The organism is Nocardia jiangxiensis NBRC 101359, from assembly GCF_000308615.1.
Taxonomy (GTDB): domain Bacteria; phylum Actinomycetota; class Actinomycetes; order Mycobacteriales; family Mycobacteriaceae; genus Nocardia; species Nocardia jiangxiensis.
In genome coordinates this window covers 116,885-132,110 of the sequence record NZ_BAGB01000025.1, presented here as the reverse complement: position 1 = coordinate 132,110, position 15,226 = coordinate 116,885, and the positions used below count along the sequence as shown (strand labels likewise).

At 66.5% G+C, this 15,226-nt stretch carries 15 protein-coding genes and 1 tRNA gene; 10 read left to right on the top strand and 6 right to left on the bottom strand.

All coding sequences use genetic code 11. The annotated features are described in order from the left end of the window. Positions 1-82: 82 nt before the first annotated feature. Both ON40_RS07950 and ON40_RS07945 read left to right on the top strand, forming a co-directional pair. Positions 83-277, top strand: a complete 195-nt coding sequence (locus ON40_RS07950; RefSeq protein ID WP_040820094.1) for a hypothetical protein — start codon at positions 83-85, stop codon at positions 275-277. A 127-nt stretch (positions 278-404) separates the two neighbouring features. After that, on the top strand, positions 405-869 hold the full coding sequence (locus ON40_RS07945) for a nuclear transport factor 2 family protein (protein ID WP_051192828.1): 465 nt from the start codon (positions 405-407) through the stop codon (positions 867-869). Positions 870-1,046: 177 nt separating this feature from the next. On the opposite strand, the gene ON40_RS07940 is transcribed toward ON40_RS07945, so the two are convergent. Further along, positions 1,047-1,119 (bottom strand) — tRNA-Lys (locus ON40_RS07940). A gap of 248 nt (positions 1,120-1,367) precedes the next feature. Between ON40_RS07940 and ON40_RS07935 the strand changes: the two genes are divergently transcribed. Next, positions 1,368-2,567 (top strand): L,D-transpeptidase, encoded by a 1,200-nt coding sequence (locus tag ON40_RS07935; protein WP_040820090.1) that lies wholly within the window; start codon positions 1,368-1,370, stop codon positions 2,565-2,567. Positions 2,568-2,603: 36 nt separating this feature from the next. Here the strand turns inward: ON40_RS07935 and ON40_RS07930 are convergent, their stop codons facing one another. After that, on the bottom strand, positions 2,604-3,260 hold the full coding sequence (locus tag ON40_RS07930) for a GntR family transcriptional regulator (protein WP_083895479.1): 657 nt from the start codon (positions 3,258-3,260) through the stop codon (positions 2,604-2,606). A 191-nt stretch (positions 3,261-3,451) separates the two neighbouring features. Between ON40_RS07930 and ON40_RS07925 the strand changes: the two genes are divergently transcribed. Together ON40_RS07925 and ON40_RS07920 are read left to right on the top strand one after the other, a co-directional pair. Continuing rightward, positions 3,452-4,282 (top strand): HpcH/HpaI aldolase/citrate lyase family protein, encoded by an 831-nt coding sequence (locus tag ON40_RS07925; protein ID WP_040820085.1) that lies wholly within the window; start codon positions 3,452-3,454, stop codon positions 4,280-4,282. 122 nt (positions 4,283-4,404) lie between these two features. Continuing rightward, positions 4,405-5,202 (top strand): SDR family NAD(P)-dependent oxidoreductase, encoded by a 798-nt coding sequence (locus tag ON40_RS07920; protein WP_040820082.1) that lies wholly within the window; start codon positions 4,405-4,407, stop codon positions 5,200-5,202. Between the two features lie 52 nt (positions 5,203-5,254). Here the strand turns inward: ON40_RS07920 and ON40_RS07915 are convergent, their stop codons facing one another. Beyond that, entirely contained in the window at positions 5,255-5,815 is a 561-nt protein-coding gene (locus tag ON40_RS07915) for a TetR/AcrR family transcriptional regulator (protein ID WP_040820079.1), read from the bottom strand. Between the two features lie 38 nt (positions 5,816-5,853). Between ON40_RS07915 and ON40_RS07910 the strand changes: the two genes are divergently transcribed. Further along, complete coding sequence (locus ON40_RS07910) at positions 5,854-6,897, top strand: epoxide hydrolase family protein (RefSeq protein ID WP_040820077.1); 1,044 nt, start codon at positions 5,854-5,856, stop codon at positions 6,895-6,897. A gap of 458 nt (positions 6,898-7,355) precedes the next feature. Continuing rightward, positions 7,356-7,679, top strand: coding sequence for a hypothetical protein (locus ON40_RS07905; RefSeq protein WP_040820076.1), 324 nt, complete (start codon positions 7,356-7,358; stop codon positions 7,677-7,679). A gap of 137 nt (positions 7,680-7,816) precedes the next feature. Here ON40_RS07905 and ON40_RS07900 read toward each other — a convergent pair whose 3' ends face one another. After that, positions 7,817-8,821 (bottom strand): ABC transporter substrate-binding protein, encoded by a 1,005-nt coding sequence (locus ON40_RS07900; protein WP_085997667.1) that lies wholly within the window; start codon positions 8,819-8,821, stop codon positions 7,817-7,819. A gap of 213 nt (positions 8,822-9,034) precedes the next feature. Further along, positions 9,035-9,910: an SDR family oxidoreductase gene (locus tag ON40_RS07895; RefSeq protein WP_040820072.1), complete on the bottom strand. Its 876-nt coding sequence runs from the start codon at positions 9,908-9,910 to the stop codon at positions 9,035-9,037. Positions 9,911-10,092: 182 nt separating this feature from the next. Between ON40_RS07895 and ON40_RS07890 the strand changes: the two genes are divergently transcribed. Together ON40_RS07890 and ON40_RS07885 are read left to right on the top strand one after the other, a co-directional pair. After that, positions 10,093-11,379: an amidohydrolase family protein gene (locus tag ON40_RS07890; protein WP_040820070.1), complete on the top strand. Its 1,287-nt coding sequence runs from the start codon at positions 10,093-10,095 to the stop codon at positions 11,377-11,379. Between the two features lie 186 nt (positions 11,380-11,565). Further along, on the top strand, positions 11,566-12,870 hold the full coding sequence (locus ON40_RS07885) for a TetR/AcrR family transcriptional regulator (RefSeq protein ID WP_040820187.1): 1,305 nt from the start codon (positions 11,566-11,568) through the stop codon (positions 12,868-12,870). Here the strand turns inward: ON40_RS07885 and ON40_RS07880 are convergent. Further along, positions 12,822-13,940 (bottom strand): PucR family transcriptional regulator, encoded by a 1,119-nt coding sequence (locus ON40_RS07880; protein WP_157186229.1) that lies wholly within the window; start codon positions 13,938-13,940, stop codon positions 12,822-12,824. The two genes, ON40_RS07885 and ON40_RS07880, sit on opposite strands and share 49 nt — an antisense overlap. Before the next feature lie 329 nt (positions 13,941-14,269). Here ON40_RS07880 and ON40_RS07875 point away from each other — a divergent pair, with 329 nt between their 5' ends. Next, positions 14,270-15,205 (top strand): SDR family NAD(P)-dependent oxidoreductase, encoded by a 936-nt coding sequence (locus ON40_RS07875; protein WP_040820067.1) that lies wholly within the window; start codon positions 14,270-14,272, stop codon positions 15,203-15,205. Positions 15,206-15,226: the final 21 nt, after the last annotated feature.

The following is a 15,226-nucleotide window of genomic DNA, read 5'->3' as shown; positions in this document are numbered from 1 at the left end:
GGTGACACTGCCCGGCCCGCTCTCCCTCTGGATGTCTGCTACCGGGAAATCGGTAGCTGCGACTACAGAATTGGAGGCAGGAATGCCGAATCATCACCTTCTCGCCACGCTGGGCGTATCCGCAGTGCTCGCCGCGGCAGCACTCGGTGTGAGCGCGGGATCGGCCACGGCACACACGCCGTTCCACGTCACGCCGACGCAGGAGCCACTCACCATCTCACCGGATCCGCTGGGCTGCCTACTGTCGACCGGTTCCTCGGCGTTCTGTATCGGCTGAGCTCGACACTGCGCGCGCTGGATACCATCGACACGGCAGGATGGTCGTCACAACCCGCGCGGCCACGGCCTCATTGCCCATCCGGGCAGCACACGCCGATGATCGCCCCTCGTACTTGGAGACGCCAGTGCCCTCATCCTCCGCCGACCTGGCGTCGAGCCACCGCGCCATCGAGAACCTGCTCGCACGTTACGCAGAGCTGGTGGACGACGGCGATTTCGCCGGGCTCGGTCTCCTGCTCGCGGACGCCACTTTCATCGGCAGCGGCACGCCGGTGAGCGGCCGGGAATCGATCGAGAAGATGTTCCGGGACACTCTGATCGTCTATGCCGACGGCACACCGCGAACCCAGCACCTCACGTCCAATATCGCCATCGAGGTCGAGGAACAGGCCGGCACGGCGATCGCACGCTCCTACGTCACCGTGCTGCAAGCGCTGCCCGACCTGCCGCTGCAACCCGTCGCCGCCGGTCGCTACCGCGACCGCTTCGAGCACCGCGACGGGCAGTGGCGTTTCCTCGAGCGACACGTCGGCATCCGCCTCGTCGGCGATGTGAGTCGCCACCTGCGGACAACTACCGTGATCAAGTGACAGATACGACGGTCGGTCACATCAGGGCGGCGAGGCTTCCACGGGAGGGCATTGTCTTCGAACGACTGATGCTCGGGGGCGATGAGAGAGCGTGAGAACGCGTTGTCATCAAGAATTGTCGCCAAAGGCTCGAACCGATCGAAAATTCGATTTCCGAAAGCGGCTATTACCTGGGAGTGCGCCATCAGGGACTCGAACCCCGAACCCGCTGATTAAGAGTCAGCTGCTCTGCCAATTGAGCTAATGGCGCTGGTGCAGTATTCCTTTCCGGGGCCCTCGGGCTCCGTTCCGGTGCGAGGGAAACCATAACAGTTCAGCGCTCGTAACGTGAAATCGCCTGGTCAACGGGGGTGGGGGTGAATGGATCGTCGTGTTTGCCAGGCGGCGGCGGTTCCGGCTGGCAGTATGAGGAGCGCGTGGTCTCGGTTCATCCGTGTGGGTGTCTGGTGAGTTGCGCAGCCGGACTTCCGGATGCGCCCGACTGGAACGGGGTTACCTATGCGCACAGGGCGGCAGAGCATTCGGGGGCTGTCGTATCTGGTCGTGGTGATGTCGGCGGTTGCGCTGGTGGCGGGGTGTGCGGCGCATGCGCGTGGGCCGGGCAGCGCCATCGAACGGCAGCCGCTGCTCGCGATGATCACGCCGAAGATCGTCGCGCCGGCCGACGACGGCGCGGTGAATGTGCCGGTGACCGATCCGGTTCGGGTGCGGGTCGACGACGGCTTGCTCACCGACGTCGCGCTGACGACGCCGGAGGGGAATCCGGTGCCGGGGCGGATCGCGCCGGACGGGCTGTCCTGGCAGGCCGACGAACAGCTCGGATTCGGGCGAACCTATCGGCTGCGGGCCACGGCGATCGGCATCGGCGGAGCGAGCACCAAGACGGTGAGTTTCACCACGATGCAACCGGCGAAGCGCACACATCCGTGGCTGCTGCCGGGCGAGAACGAGGTGGTGGGGATCGGCCAGCCGGTGGCGGTGCAGTTCGACGAGGACATCCCGGATCGCCACGCGGTGCAGAATGCGATCCAGGTGACCACGACGCCGCCGGTGGAGGGCGCGTTCTACTGGGTGAACAAACGCGAAGTACGTTGGCGGCCAGAGCATTTCTGGGCACCGGGCAGCCACATCACCATCGCCGTGAACACCTACGGCCACGATCTGGGCCGCGGACTGATCGGCGACAGCGACATCCATTCCAATTTCACCGTCGGCGATCCCATGGTCTTCACCGCCGACGACAACACCAAGATGGTGACCGTCGAACACAACGGCCGGGTGGTGCGGACGATGCCGACCTCGATGGGCAAGGCGTCCTCGCCGACCAACAACGGCATCTACATCATCAGCGACCGTTTCGACCACATGATCATGGATTCCACCACCTTCGGCCTCGCCGCGACCGCTCCCGGCGGATACCGCAGTCGCGTCGACTGGGCCACCCGGATGTCCTACAGCGGCATCTTCATGCACTCGGCCCCGTGGTCGGTGGGCCAGCAGGGCTACTCCAACACCAGCCACGGCTGTCTGAACCTCAGCCCCGCCGACGCCCACTGGGTCTATGAGAACGCCAAGCGCGGCGATATCGCCATCGTGAAAAATACTGTGGGAAGCACACTTTCGGGCGTCGACGGCCTCGGCGACTGGAACGTCCCGTGGCCGGAGTGGAAGGCCGGAAACGCCGACGCCGATCATTGACGTCGGTGCGGCGGACCGGAAACCGCACCCGCTCCGTCAGTGCGACGGAGCGGGTGAGCTGTCCTCATCGATGTCGAAGAGTTCACCGATCAGGCCGCCGAGGAAACGCCGGTGCTGAGAAGAGATTTCGGCCGCGGCGTCACTGTCGCCCGCGGCGCACAGTTCGATCAGATTGTCGTGGTGTTCCAGCGCGTCCTGCCAGCCGCGCAGGCTGGAGAACTTGCGGTAGTAGATGCGGTGGATCTGCGGGTGGACCTGTTGGATGAGCCGCTTGAGGAGCGGGTTCGCGGCGGCGTCGACGATCACGCCGTGCAGGATGTCGTCGGCGGCGAGGGCCGCGCCGATGTTGTCCGCCTTGATCGCTTGTGCCAGATCGTCATTGGCGGTGCGCATCAGGGCGATCATGTCGGGCGTCAGGTTGGGCACTCCGGTTCGGACGGCCAACTGGTCCAGAACTTCCAGGACAGCCAGCGTCGCTTCGACATCCGCGCGGTGCAGCGGAGTGATCCGGGTGAATGCGGCGGGTTTGGCCTCGACCAGTCCGGTGTCGATCAACCGGGCCAGGGCCTCGCGCACCGGGGTTCGGCTCAGGCCGAGCTGGTCGGCAAGATCACTGTCGCGCACCTTCGATCCGGGAGCGAGCTGACCGGTGACGATCGCGTCACAGATCCGATCGAACGCCACATCGCTCATGCGTCGCCGCTCCACCCGGTCACCCAACATATTGGATACTGTACGTCCGGCAAACCCCCGGAATACACAGGGCACAGAGTGACCCTGTCCACATCCAATATATTGGATGTGGTGTACCGTTCGACGCGGTTGGCGTACCGCATCGAATTCGCGCAGCGGGACAGCTGAGCGCCGAGAGGAAAGAAAACCGAATGACCCGTACGTCCGCGCCGCAGACCGTCACAGTCCCGGCGATCCACGCCCGCTCCTGGCTTCTGGTCCCGGGTTCGCGCCCCGAGCGATTCGACGACGCCATGAAATCGGCAGCCGACGCCGTCATCTTCGACCTCGAGGACGGCGTGATCCCGTCCGCGAAAGCCGCTGCCCGCGACCACGTCACCGAATTCCTCAGCTCCGGCGGCACCGGGTGGGTGCGGATCAACAACATCACCACCCCGGACTGGCATATCGATCTCGCGGCCCTGCGCGACGTTCCCGGCCTCAGCGGCGTGATGCTCGCCAAGACCGAGTCCGCGAAGCAGGTCGACCGCACCGCCGCCAGGATCCCGGGCATCCCGGTGCTCGCACTGGTCGAATCGGCCCGCGGCATCGAATTCGCCTTCGATATCGCCTCGGCCGATGCCACCATCCGATTGGCCTTCGGCACAGGCGATTTCCGTCGCGACACCAACGTCGGCGCGGACGCCCTGGCCTATGCGCGCAGCCGTCTGGTCGTCGCCAGCCGCGCCGCCGAGATCGCGGGCCCGATCGACGGACCGTGCGTCACCGGCCCGGCGGACCTGCCCGCCGAGCTGGCGGTGACGAAGTCGATGGGCATGAGCGGCAAGCTGTGCATGCACGCCCGCGACACCGCGCCGGTCAACCAGGCGCTGAGCCCGCAGGCCGACGAGGTCGCGTGGGCAGCGGAAACCATCGACCGCCTCGGGCCCGGCGGCGAGCACGTCGCCGACGGCAGCGATCTGCCCAAACTCGCCCGCGCCCACCGCATCAACCACATGGCCGACGTCTACTCCGGTACCTGATCAGCGCGGAATTCGCGCGCCCGGCCAGGATCGGCCGAACGATCCTGTGCGCCGCGCCGAATTCGGATCAGCCCGCGCGGGACAGGTCACCGACGTTCGCAGTCGGTGTTAGCGTCGGCCGGATGGATCTGAACCTGAACGGAAAACGGGCGATCGTGACCGGTGGGAGCCGGGGCATCGGACTGGCCGTGGCGCGTGCCCTCGCGGCCGAGGGCGTCGATGTGGTGCTCGCGGCGCGCTCCGCCGAACCGCTCGCGGCGGCAGCGCGCGCAGTGGCCGCGGAATCGGGTCGGCGGATCCTCGCGGTTCCCACCGACACCGGCGACGACGAGCAGGTACGTCGGCTGGTGGACCGCACCGTCGCCGAACTCGGCGGTGTCGACATCCTGGTCAATTCGGCCGCGACGCCGTGGAGCCCGGGAGCCGCTACCGATCTCGCGGGGACCGATGACGACATCGTCCGGCGCGAGGTGGAGATCAAGGTTCTCGGTTATCTGCGCACCGCGCGCGCGGTCGCGCCACATCTGGTGGCGCAGGGTTGGGGCCGGATCGTCAACATCAGCGGACTCGGTGCGCGACAAGCCAATTCGATCGCGCAGACGATCCGCAATGTCAGCGTCGCGGCGCTCACCAAGAACCTGGCCGACGAACTCGGACCGCACGGAATCAACGTCACGGTGGTACATCCGGGATTGACCAGAACCGAGCGACTCACCGAACGTCTGGCTGCCGCATCCGCGAAGTCCGGCGAGCCGCTCGCCGACCTGGAACGTGCGGAGGCGCGAAACTCGTTGCGGCGGATCATCGATGCCGAGGAGGTCGCCGACGTGGTGACCTTCCTGGCCTCACCCCGCAGTGTCGCCATCACCGGTGACGCGATCGCGGCGGGTGGCGGCGTTCCGGGAGCGGTCTACTACTGAGCTGCGCCGGCCCGCCGAAGCAGGGGCGCGAAATCCCGTCTACACCAGTGCGTCACCCGTCGGCGAGACGCTGGATGGTCGCGCTCAGCCATGCCTCGAGGTCGGCGGGGTCGCCGAGTTCGGAGCGCAGGACTCGGCGGCGGGTCGAGACGCCGAGGACGAAGGCGTCGATCGCCGCGGCTCGGTCGCGGGCATCGGCGTCGTCCAGGCCGGTGTCGCGGAGGTAGTGGTACAGCGGGTCCAGGGAATTCGCGTCGAGGAAGGCGGCCAGCGCCTCGGCTGCCTGCGGGCGTTCGCCGGAGGCGCGCTGCAGGACCAACAGCGGATCCTGGCCGGGGGTGTCGAACCAGCGCCGGACGATGCTGGCCGCCAGACGTGCGCCCAGGGTCGCGCGGTCCCCGTCGAAGGAGTTCGCGACCGGGATCTGCACCCGGGTCGCTTCCAGGAAAAGACCTTCCTTCCCGCCGAAATAGCGAGTGATGAGGTTCGGCGAGACACCCGCCGCATCGGCCACGCCTTTGACCGTGATCGCCGCGTACCCGTGCCGGGCGAACTGGTGTTGGGCATGTTCCAGGATCCGCTGCCTGGTGGCGGCCGCATTGCGGGAAGTCATGTGTATCAGTGTACACATCCATGTGTACGCTGATACACATGGACGACGAGATGCGGGGAAGACTGCGGCGAACCCGACGGGTCGCGACCCCGTGGAGCGACGACGAGACGCGCGGAATCAACGGCACCCGCCTCGACGAGCTGCTCGACCACTGGGCGAACAGGTACGACTGGGCCGTTCACGAGCGGCGCATCGGCGAATTCCCCTGGGCGACAGTGCAAGCAGGAGATACCGAGCTGCGGATGATCCACCGGCGATCCGCGGATCCCGATGCCCCGGTCGTCGTACTGTTGCACGGCTGGCCGGATTCGGTCCTGCGGTTCGAGCGCGTCCTACCCCTGCTCACGGAGATGCACGTGGTGATCCCCGCGCTGCCGGGATTCCCGTTCGCCGCCCCGCTCACCGCACCCGGCATGTCGGCCGGTCGAATTGCCGAGATCATCGCGAATGCCATGGAGGCGCTGGGTTATTCGCGATACACAGCGTCCGGCGGCGATGTCGGCGGCACCGTCGCGGAACTGCTCGCCGCCGCGCACCCGGACCGGGTCAGCGCCCTGCACCTGACGAATATCGCTCCGCAGCACGCGTTCACGGCGGACCGCACGCAACTCCCGCCCGATGCGGCGGCCTACCTGGACCGGGCAGCACAATGGTTCCGGACCGAGGGCGGGTACATCGCCGAGCAGTCGACACGTCCGAACACGCTCGCCGTCGCCCTGGGCGACTCCCCCGCCGGACTCGCGGCCTGGATCATCGAGAAACTGCAATCCTGGTCCGACGGAACGGCTTTCACCCCGGACGAACTACTCACCTGGGTCAGCGCCTACTGGATCACCGGAACGATAGGCACCTCCTTCGCCACCTACACCGAACCGTTCCCCCTCCCCAACCGCATCGAGACCCCAACCGTCCTGTCGATATTCCCGCACGACATCAAACCCGAACCGCGAAGTTACGCAGAGGCATTCGTGAATCTGCACGACTACGTGACGCACCGGTCCGGAGGCCACTTCGCCGCCTGGGAACAACCCGAGGCATACGCCGCCGACCTGCGCCGCGCGGTCACATTGGGCATGCGATGACCCGCTTCGAAGCCGCTTCCTCGGAACTAAGCTGACCAACCACCTTGCAGACCAAGCGATCACCCTCGACACCGTCACCCCGGGCCCGGTCGAGCCTGGGACGCGTCGACGAAGGAAGACACAGCTAACTGCCAGGTAGCGTTGACAATCGGCGGTTATGTTGGCTGCGTTCGAGTGGTGTGAGCGTGTGACAGCGACCGAGGAGGGCGACTTGTGGGGACGTCGGAAGTGGGCCGCACGTCAGCGCACATGGACCCTCGAGGTCGATTACGCCCGCCGTACTCGACATACGTTCGGGACGTCGAGCATCGTCCTGCTCGAACACTCGCAGATGGCTCGCATAGACGACCAGATCGACCGGGTCGCAGATGCTTTGACTTCGGTGAACCGTCCCCCGCCACCCGCCGCCGACCGCCGCGACGAACTACACCGACCCCGCGTACCCCCTGACGGCGCGAATGATCTTCTTCGAACCCGACGGCAGCCTGGTCGGGCAGGTGGGCGTGTGGCATTCGACATTGCTTCTGCCGCCGATGAATTCGGCAGCGGTCGGTGCAGTGCTTCTCGCCTTCCCGGGCGTCATCTCGGCCCTGCTGGTGCGCCGGGGTCTGGCACCGCTGAGCCCGCACGAGCACAGGGCCCTGACGGCGTACTGCGGGAGCGCTACGAGCCGTGCGAACCACAACAAGAGTGTGTCGGGCCACGCGGTCGATGCGCACTACAAGTCAGCGGAGGTCACCAACCTGCCCCCGCTCCGGCCGCCGACCGGCTCGGCGGGCTGAGCCACGGGATCGACCGGGACGAATTCGTCTGCCGTACGGAGATTTCGGCATGCCAGGAATCGGCCGTGCCGACCGATCATCGATGCGATCGGTCGGGCCCGGTCTGGGCGCGTTCGCGCCCTACCCCGGGCAGGACCTCACGAATGCTGAGCCAGGGTGTTGAACTTGTTGGTGTAGAACTTGCTCGGGTCGAGTTTGTCGTGGATGGCGCCGGTGTCGCGCAGCCAGCTCTCCCAGCGGGTGAAGTCCTGGTCGGAGATGACGCCGTATTTCGACGGAACGCCCACCGAGAGCCAGTATTTCAGGGTGGAGGTGTTCTCACCCGGGCGGTGTCGCGCGTCGATGATCCGGGTCATTCGGGCGACCACCTGCTCGCGTGGGGTGTCACGCTCCCATTCGATCGCCTTGGCCACGCCGGTGGTGAAAGTCCTTACCGCATCGGCATTCTTGGCGATGACGTCGTTGCGGAAGACGTACGGACCGCCGTTGATGGGGCCGCCGTATTCGTCGAGTTCGGTGAAGACCGGGCGCAGGCCTCCGACGGCGAGCGCGCGCTGCTGGAACTGCCCGCTCAGCGAGGCGGCGTCCACCTGCCCCTTGCGGACCGCATCCTCGATGTTCGGCGGCGGCAACGCCACCAGTTGCACGGATTTGATCTGTTCCTGACTCAGACCGGCCTTGGCGAGCGCGTCGTGGATGTCGGCCTCGTTCTGGCCGCCCAGCGTATTCACACCGATCTTCTTCCCGACCAGATCCGCGGCGTTGTGGATCGGACTGTCGTCGGGCACGTAATAGCCCTGGAACGACTTCTGGTCCGACCCGTAGTAGTTGATCACCGCCGTGATCGGCGCCCCGGCGGTGATCAACTTCGCGACGGCGCCGGCGAACGCACCGCCGAAATCGACCTGCCCGGTGGCCGCGGTCTGGATCTCCTGCGGCCCGCTGATCGTATTGCCGGACCACTGGAGCTTGACCTTGCCGTCGAAGAACCCCAGGTCCTCGGCCAGTTCGGGCAGGGTCACCTGATCGGTCCAACCCAGGTATCGCAGAGTGGTGACACCGTTCTCCGAATGCACCGAATCGCCCTTCCCGCAGGCGGTCAACGGCAGGCCCAGGGCAGCGACCGCGGCCAGTACGGCCACGGCCCGGAGGCGAGACTTCCGAAAACGGTTCGGCTTCACAACAAATCCTCTCGATACGCAGCACGGACGACGAGTGCAGTTCGTCCGCACGCCGGGCCATCGTATGGCGATCGACCACCCCCACCCGCCCGTTGTATTCAGCCTGATCGAAACCCCCACTCCGCGACAGGCATCCGGCGATCGAGATGGATCAAATATTTGGTTGAGCGCTCCTCATTCGGGCCGCAGGCTGCCCCGGCGCGGAATCCCCAGCAGTAGCCGAGTCATGTGGTGCATCACCCGGGTCGGAATGATTCCGTTGGCCAGCAACAGCATTCGCGCATCCGATCCGACCGGGTGACGGGCGTATGCGCTGGTGTCCTCCAGCGCCGCGGCCAGCCCGCCGACGAAACGTTCCGGCGGACGGGCCGCGCGCCCGACCAGGAGGCGGCCGCGTCGATCGATCGTGCGATGCAGGCGGGCATAGGGTCCGTCGAGGTCGCGAGTGTCCGTGGTGCCCGCATCGGTGATGATGTCGGTCTCGTAGGTGCCCGCGATGAGCACCGTGACCCCGATGCCGAACGGCGCCACCTCCCCGGCCATCGACTCACCCCAGCGCTCGACCGCACCCTTGACCGCGGAATACGGTGCGGTAGCGGGCATTCCGCGCACACCGGCCTCGCTGGAGACGAGCACGATGCGCCCGCGCCCGGCCCCGCGCATGGCGGGCAGCAGCGCCTTGGTGAGCGCCACCGGACCGAACAGGTTGGTCGCGAACATCCTCTCCCACAACGCGATCGGCGTCTCCTCGACCATTCCGGCCGCGGAGATCCCGGCATTGTGCACCAGCGCATCCGGCGCGCCCGTCACCTCGAGGATCTGCGTCGCGGCCCGCTCGATCGAGGACGTTTCGGTCAGATCCAGCGCGACGCCGACCAGCCGGGCATCCCCCGGCGCAGCGCCGGTCCGCTCCCGCAAACGCTGCAGACCCGCGTCGACCGAGCGCATGGCGGCGACCACCCGCCAGCCCCGGTGGTACAGATGGGCCCCCGAGGCGAGTCCGAGCCCCCGTGAGGCTCCGGTGACGACGACGGTTCGCGGCTCGGCCATGTGCTCACTCCTAGCCCGGATCTGCTGCTGTCCGGATTCTATTCACTTACGGCACAGCACAATACCCTGTTGACCAAATATCTGTTCCGGACTACAGTCCAGATCAGCGGCGGTCCGCGAGCGGGGTCGTGCTCGGATTTCGCGCGACGGGACCACCTCCAGAGCCCGAACAGGAGTGCAGCATGGATATGAACGACCTCGTGCTCGTCTCGGTCGACGATCACCTCGTCGAACCACCCGACATGTTCGACAACCACATCCCCGCCAAGTACGCCGATGACGTGCCCAAACTCGTCCAGCGCGCGGACGGCACCGACGCCTGGGTGTTCGAGGGGCAGGAGGCGACCAACGTCGGCCTGAACGCGGTGGCAGGCCGCCCGCCGGACGAATACGGCGCCGAGCCCACCAAACTCGCCGAGATCCGCGAAGGTTGCTACGACATTCACGAGCGCATTCGGGATATGAACGCCAACGGGGTCGCCGCCGCACTGAATTTCCCGTCCTATCCGCAGTTCTGCGGGCAGTACTTCGCGCGGGCCAAGGACAAGGATCTGGGGCTGGCCGTCCTGCGCGCCTACAACGACTGGCATATCGACGAGTGGTGCGGCGCCTATCCGGGACGGATGATTCCGCAGGCCCTGCCCCCGATCTGGGATCCGGAGCTGATGGCCGCGGAGGTCCGGCGCGTCGCCGCGAAGGGCTGCCACGCGGTCACCTTCTCCGAGAATCCGACCAAGCTGAACTATCCGTCACTGCACGATGCGCACTGGGATCCGTTCTGGAAGGCGTGCAGCGATACGAACACTGTGGCGAATCTGCATATCGGCTCGTCGTCGAGCGTGGTCATCACCTCGATCGACGCGCCGGTCGACGTGATGGTCACCCTGCAGCCCATGAGTATCGTCCAGGCCGCCGCGGATCTGATCTGGTCGCCGATGCTCAAGAAATTCCCCGACCTGACCTTCGCGCTGTCCGAGGGCGGTATCGGCTGGGTGCCGTATTTCCTCGAGCGCATCGACCGGGTGTATCGGATGCATCGCGCGTGGACCCATCAGAATTTCGGCGACAAACTGCCGAGCGAGGTATTCCTGGACCGCATCGCACTGTGTTTCATCGATGACGGATTCGGCATCCGGACACGCGACAAACTCAATCTCGACATGCTCAACTGGGAATGCGATTATCCGCATTCCGATTCCACCTGGCCGGTTGCCCCGGAGACGCTGGCGATCCATCTCGACGGTGTTCCGGACGCCGAGATCGACAAGATCACCCATCAGAATGCGTTGCGGCTCTACTCGTTCGACATGTTCGGACAGCTGCCCAAGGCCGAGGTAACCGTCGGAGCGCTACGAGCGCAGGCGACGGATGTCGATCTGGGCTACCGTTCGTCGGAGCGGCTCAAGAAGACCGGCACAGATACGGTTACCGTCATGGATCTGGCCCGGCAACTGCCGACCTCGTCCTGATTCGGATACGACCGGAATTATCGTCCTCGGCACGAAACCCGTACCGGCCGCCGGAATGCCCCGGCCGGTACGGGACCACAGCTGGTGATACCGTGGATCAAAGAATTGGTATTCTCGACCGCCGGGCTCGCCCTCGTCCGATGACCGGGGCCGAGATGTTGTGGAGGTGTTGTGGCGCGTGGTCAGGTGAGCCGCGGACAGCGCAACGCGGACGGGACGCCCGAGGCCCCCGCGGCACGCAACGGCCGTACCGAGGACGACAGATCCCGCCGCACCGAAATTCTCCAGACCGCGGCGTCGTTGATCGCGTCCTCGGGTCTGCGCACGTCGTTGCAGGAGATCGCCGATGCCTGCGGGATCCTGCCCGGCAGCCTCTACCACCACTTCGAATCCAAGGAAGCGATCCTGGTCGGGTTGCTGCAGCGCTATCACGCCGCATTGGATCAGGTCGCCGAGCGCACCCTGGACACGCTGGATCGGCCCGACTCGCGCTCACCGTTCGACCGCATCGGCGACCTCGGCGCGCAGATCGCCACCTGCGCGGTGGATCATCGTGCGGCACTACAGATGTCGTTCTACGAGGGCCCGAGTTCGAACCCCACCCTGATCGAGCTGACCAGACAGCGGCCGACGGCGATTCTGGAGGCCATGTTCCAGACGCTGCGCGCCGCGCGGTGGGCCGGTTATCTGCGGGCCGACATCGATCTGCACCTGCTGGCCGACCGGATCACCCAGACCATGCTGCACGTCGGACTGGACATCATCCGGCACAACGCACCGGCGGACCAGGTGGCCCGGCTGTTCTGCCGGATCCTGCTGGAGGGCGTCGCGGCCGCGAGCCACACCGACGCCGAACTCGATGCCTCCCCGGCGTTCCTGGCCGCCGACGCGGTCGTGCGGACCTGGTCGGATGAGCCGCAGGACGACTCCAAGGCCGCGCACATCCGCGCGGTCGCACGGGCCGAATTCGGCCGCCGGGGCTATGAGAGCACGACCATTCGCGATATCGCCGCCGCGGCCGGGCTCGGCACCGGGTCGGTGTACCGGGTGATCGGCTCGAAGGAGGAGTTGCTCGCCTCGATCATGCGGTCGTTCGGTGAGAAGGTCGCGGTCGGCTGGACCGACGTATTGCGTTCGGAATCCTCCCCCATCGAGAAGCTCGACGCGCTGAGCTGGATCAACACCAATATGCTCGACCGGTTCGGCGACGAGTTCCGCATCCAGCTGGCCTGGATGCGGCAGTCCCCGCCGGACACCCCGAATCCGGGCTGGCTCTTCACCAAACGCGTCCGGCAGATGAAAGCGCTGCTGGCCAAGGGAATTCGATCCGGCGAGATCGCGATCGAGAGCCCCTCCGACGAGATGCTGGCGCGCTGCATGATCGGCGTGGCCTGGATTCCCGAGAACATCCTGGCCGAGATCGGCACCCGCGCCTCGCTGATTCATCTGCGCGACACCACACTTCGCGGTGTCGTCGCACGCTCGGAGTGATCCCCGGCCGATTCCGAGCGCTGCTGTGCGGCAATCGACTTCGACAACGCCGTGCGCGCGACGAGCGCGGCGCGCAGATACCACTGACCGTCCGGGCTGAACGGATCCACACCGGTGAGCCGACCGATTCGCTTGAGCCGGTAGTCGAGGGTGTTGGTGTGGATGTTCAGCATCTGGGAGATGCGGCGGCGCGAGAGGTCGCCGCGCAGATGCAGCCGCAACGTCTCGTCGAGATGTGCGTGGCCGACCAGCGGATCCAGCAGTGCGGCAAGGTGTTCCCGGCTGCTGCCGGGCCGGGTGAGCTGATATTCCAGGGCCAGGTCGACGAAGGTGTGCCAGCGGCCGGTGCGGCCGAAGACCAGCGCGAGTTCGAGCAGTTCGTGCGCCTGCCGCGCCGCGGCGGGGATATCGTCCCGCGTAGCCCACACACCCGCGGCCGTGACCGGAACCTGTGCCGCCGCGGACAATTCGGAGACCAGCGAGGCCGGGGCGTCCTCGGCGTCGGCGGCCGGGACCAGGATCGTGCCACCGGCCGCGGACAGGCGGGGCAGCACCCGATCGCCGTAGCGCTCGGTCAACTCGATCCGGATCCGCCGCAGCACCGGTTCGGCGGCCGGCGCGGCGCCGGGCGGCACCGACAGGGCTACCACCCAATAGGATTCGGCGACGGCGATCCCGCTCTCCCGGGACAGCCGCAGCGGACTCTCACCGGACAGCAGCGCCGCGGCGAGCGATTGAATCTCCCCCAGCCGACCGTCACACCAGATCCGGTGATGCACGTCCGCGACCAGCGCGGTCGCGGAGATGACGATCTCCACCACGGATTCGGCGTCGCCGGTGAGTGCGGCCGAACGCACGACCGTGCGGATGGCCTCGGTCAGACAGGCCTGCAGTTCGGCATTGAACGCGCGCAAGGTTACCCCGGTGGCCGCCCAACCGGTGGCAGCGGCCTCCAGACGCCGGACTGCGGCGGAGATGCCGTGCCCGCACCGCAGACTTTCGATCAGTTCGCAGAAGGCGCCGGACACCGCTCGCTCGGCGCTGCTGGCGGATACAGCTTTGGTCGACATCAACATCGCTTGCTGTAGAAAGGCTTTCGCCTTGCCGTGGGACGCGGCGTAGCGCCGACGCCCGGTGGTGGCACGTGAGACTCTGTGACACCGCCCCGCAGCCGCCCTTCGGCCACGTCAGGTAACGATAACGGATCAGGACCCGAAGTACAATGACATTCGCGATAGTTGAGAATTGCATTTCCGCAGGCGGGGCGGCATCCCGGCGGAGACAAGAGCAGGCAATCGGGTAGCACGCACCGCCCGGCGACAGCCCCCGACGCGTTGACCAAATATTCGTTCCGCTGTAGCGTGATGGTCCGAGGCACGCACGACGAGGTGGGACGCAGATGATCGACTTCACCGGCCAGGTCGCCATCGTGACCGGAGCGGGCCGCGGACTGGGGCGGCTCTATGCACAGGAATTGGCGGCGCGGGGCGCGGCCGTCGTGGTCAACGACCTGGGCGGCAGTATGCGCGGCGAAGGCGCGGACGCCGGCGTGGCCGACGAGGTCGTGCGGGAGATCGAGCAGGCCGGGGGCCGTGCGGCGGCCTCCTACGAGTCGGTGACCAGCCCGGAGGGCGGGGCCGCCATCGTGCGCGCGGCGGTGGACACCTTCGGCCGCCTGGACGCCGTGATCAGCAACGCCGGAATCTTCAACAGCATCGCCTTCGAGGATATGACGCCCGCCGATTGGCGTCGCATGCTCGAGGTCCACCTCGACGGCGGCTTCTACCTCGCCCATGCGGCCTATCCGGTGATGAAACAGCAGCGGTACGGCCGCTTCGTGTTCATCTCCTCCTCGGGCGGCATGTTCGGACAGCCGATGGAATCGCATTACGCCGCAGCCAAAGCCGGTCTGGTGGGCCTGTCCAATGTCATCTCCATCGAGGGCGAACCGCACGGCATCACGTCCAATACCGTGCTGCCCTTCGGTTTCTCCCGCATGGTCACCGAGACCGTCGGAGATCCGAAGGCGTTGGAAGACTTGGGATTTCTGAAGGTCATCGACCCGGAGCTGGTCGTGCCGATGGTGGTCTTCCTGGCCAGCCGCGACTGTGAGTGGACCCATCGGAACTACTCCGCCTGCGCCGGGCGGTTCGCCCGGGTGTTCGTCGGCCTCGGCGAAGGCTGGCTGGCCGAGCCCGGGACGCGGCCCACCGCCGACGACATCGCCGCACACCTACCGGAGATCTCCGCGACCGAGCCGTTCACGGTGCCGGGGTCGATCTTCGAAGAGGTCTTCGGGATCTGTGCGCGTCTCGGCGTGAATCCTCTTCAGTAGCAAGCTAATTCACCGTCCTTG

Excerpts from the sequence above, each read along its gene's own strand:
- ON40_RS07950 (WP_040820094.1), top strand. The coding sequence starts at position 83 with ATGCCGAATCATCACCTTCTCGCCACGCTGGGCGTATCCGCAGTGCTC.
- ON40_RS07935 (WP_040820090.1), top strand. The coding sequence starts at position 1,368 with ATGCGCACAGGGCGGCAGAGCATTCGGGGGCTGTCGTATCTGGTCGTG.
- ON40_RS07930 (WP_083895479.1), bottom strand. The coding sequence starts at position 3,260 with ATGAGCGATGTGGCGTTCGATCGGATCTGTGACGCGATCGTCACCGGT.
- ON40_RS07925 (WP_040820085.1), top strand. The coding sequence starts at position 3,452 with ATGACCCGTACGTCCGCGCCGCAGACCGTCACAGTCCCGGCGATCCAC.
- ON40_RS07920 (WP_040820082.1), top strand. The coding sequence starts at position 4,405 with ATGGATCTGAACCTGAACGGAAAACGGGCGATCGTGACCGGTGGGAGC.
- ON40_RS07915 (WP_040820079.1), bottom strand. The coding sequence starts at position 5,815 with ATGACTTCCCGCAATGCGGCCGCCACCAGGCAGCGGATCCTGGAACAT.
- ON40_RS07910 (WP_040820077.1), top strand. The coding sequence starts at position 5,854 with ATGGACGACGAGATGCGGGGAAGACTGCGGCGAACCCGACGGGTCGCG.
- ON40_RS07905 (WP_040820076.1), top strand. The coding sequence starts at position 7,356 with ATGATCTTCTTCGAACCCGACGGCAGCCTGGTCGGGCAGGTGGGCGTG.
- ON40_RS07895 (WP_040820072.1), bottom strand. The coding sequence starts at position 9,910 with ATGGCCGAGCCGCGAACCGTCGTCGTCACCGGAGCCTCACGGGGGCTC.
- ON40_RS07890 (WP_040820070.1), top strand. The coding sequence starts at position 10,093 with ATGGATATGAACGACCTCGTGCTCGTCTCGGTCGACGATCACCTCGTC.
- ON40_RS07880 (WP_157186229.1), bottom strand. The coding sequence starts at position 13,940 with ATGTCGACCAAAGCTGTATCCGCCAGCAGCGCCGAGCGAGCGGTGTCC.
- ON40_RS07875 (WP_040820067.1), top strand. The coding sequence starts at position 14,270 with ATGATCGACTTCACCGGCCAGGTCGCCATCGTGACCGGAGCGGGCCGC.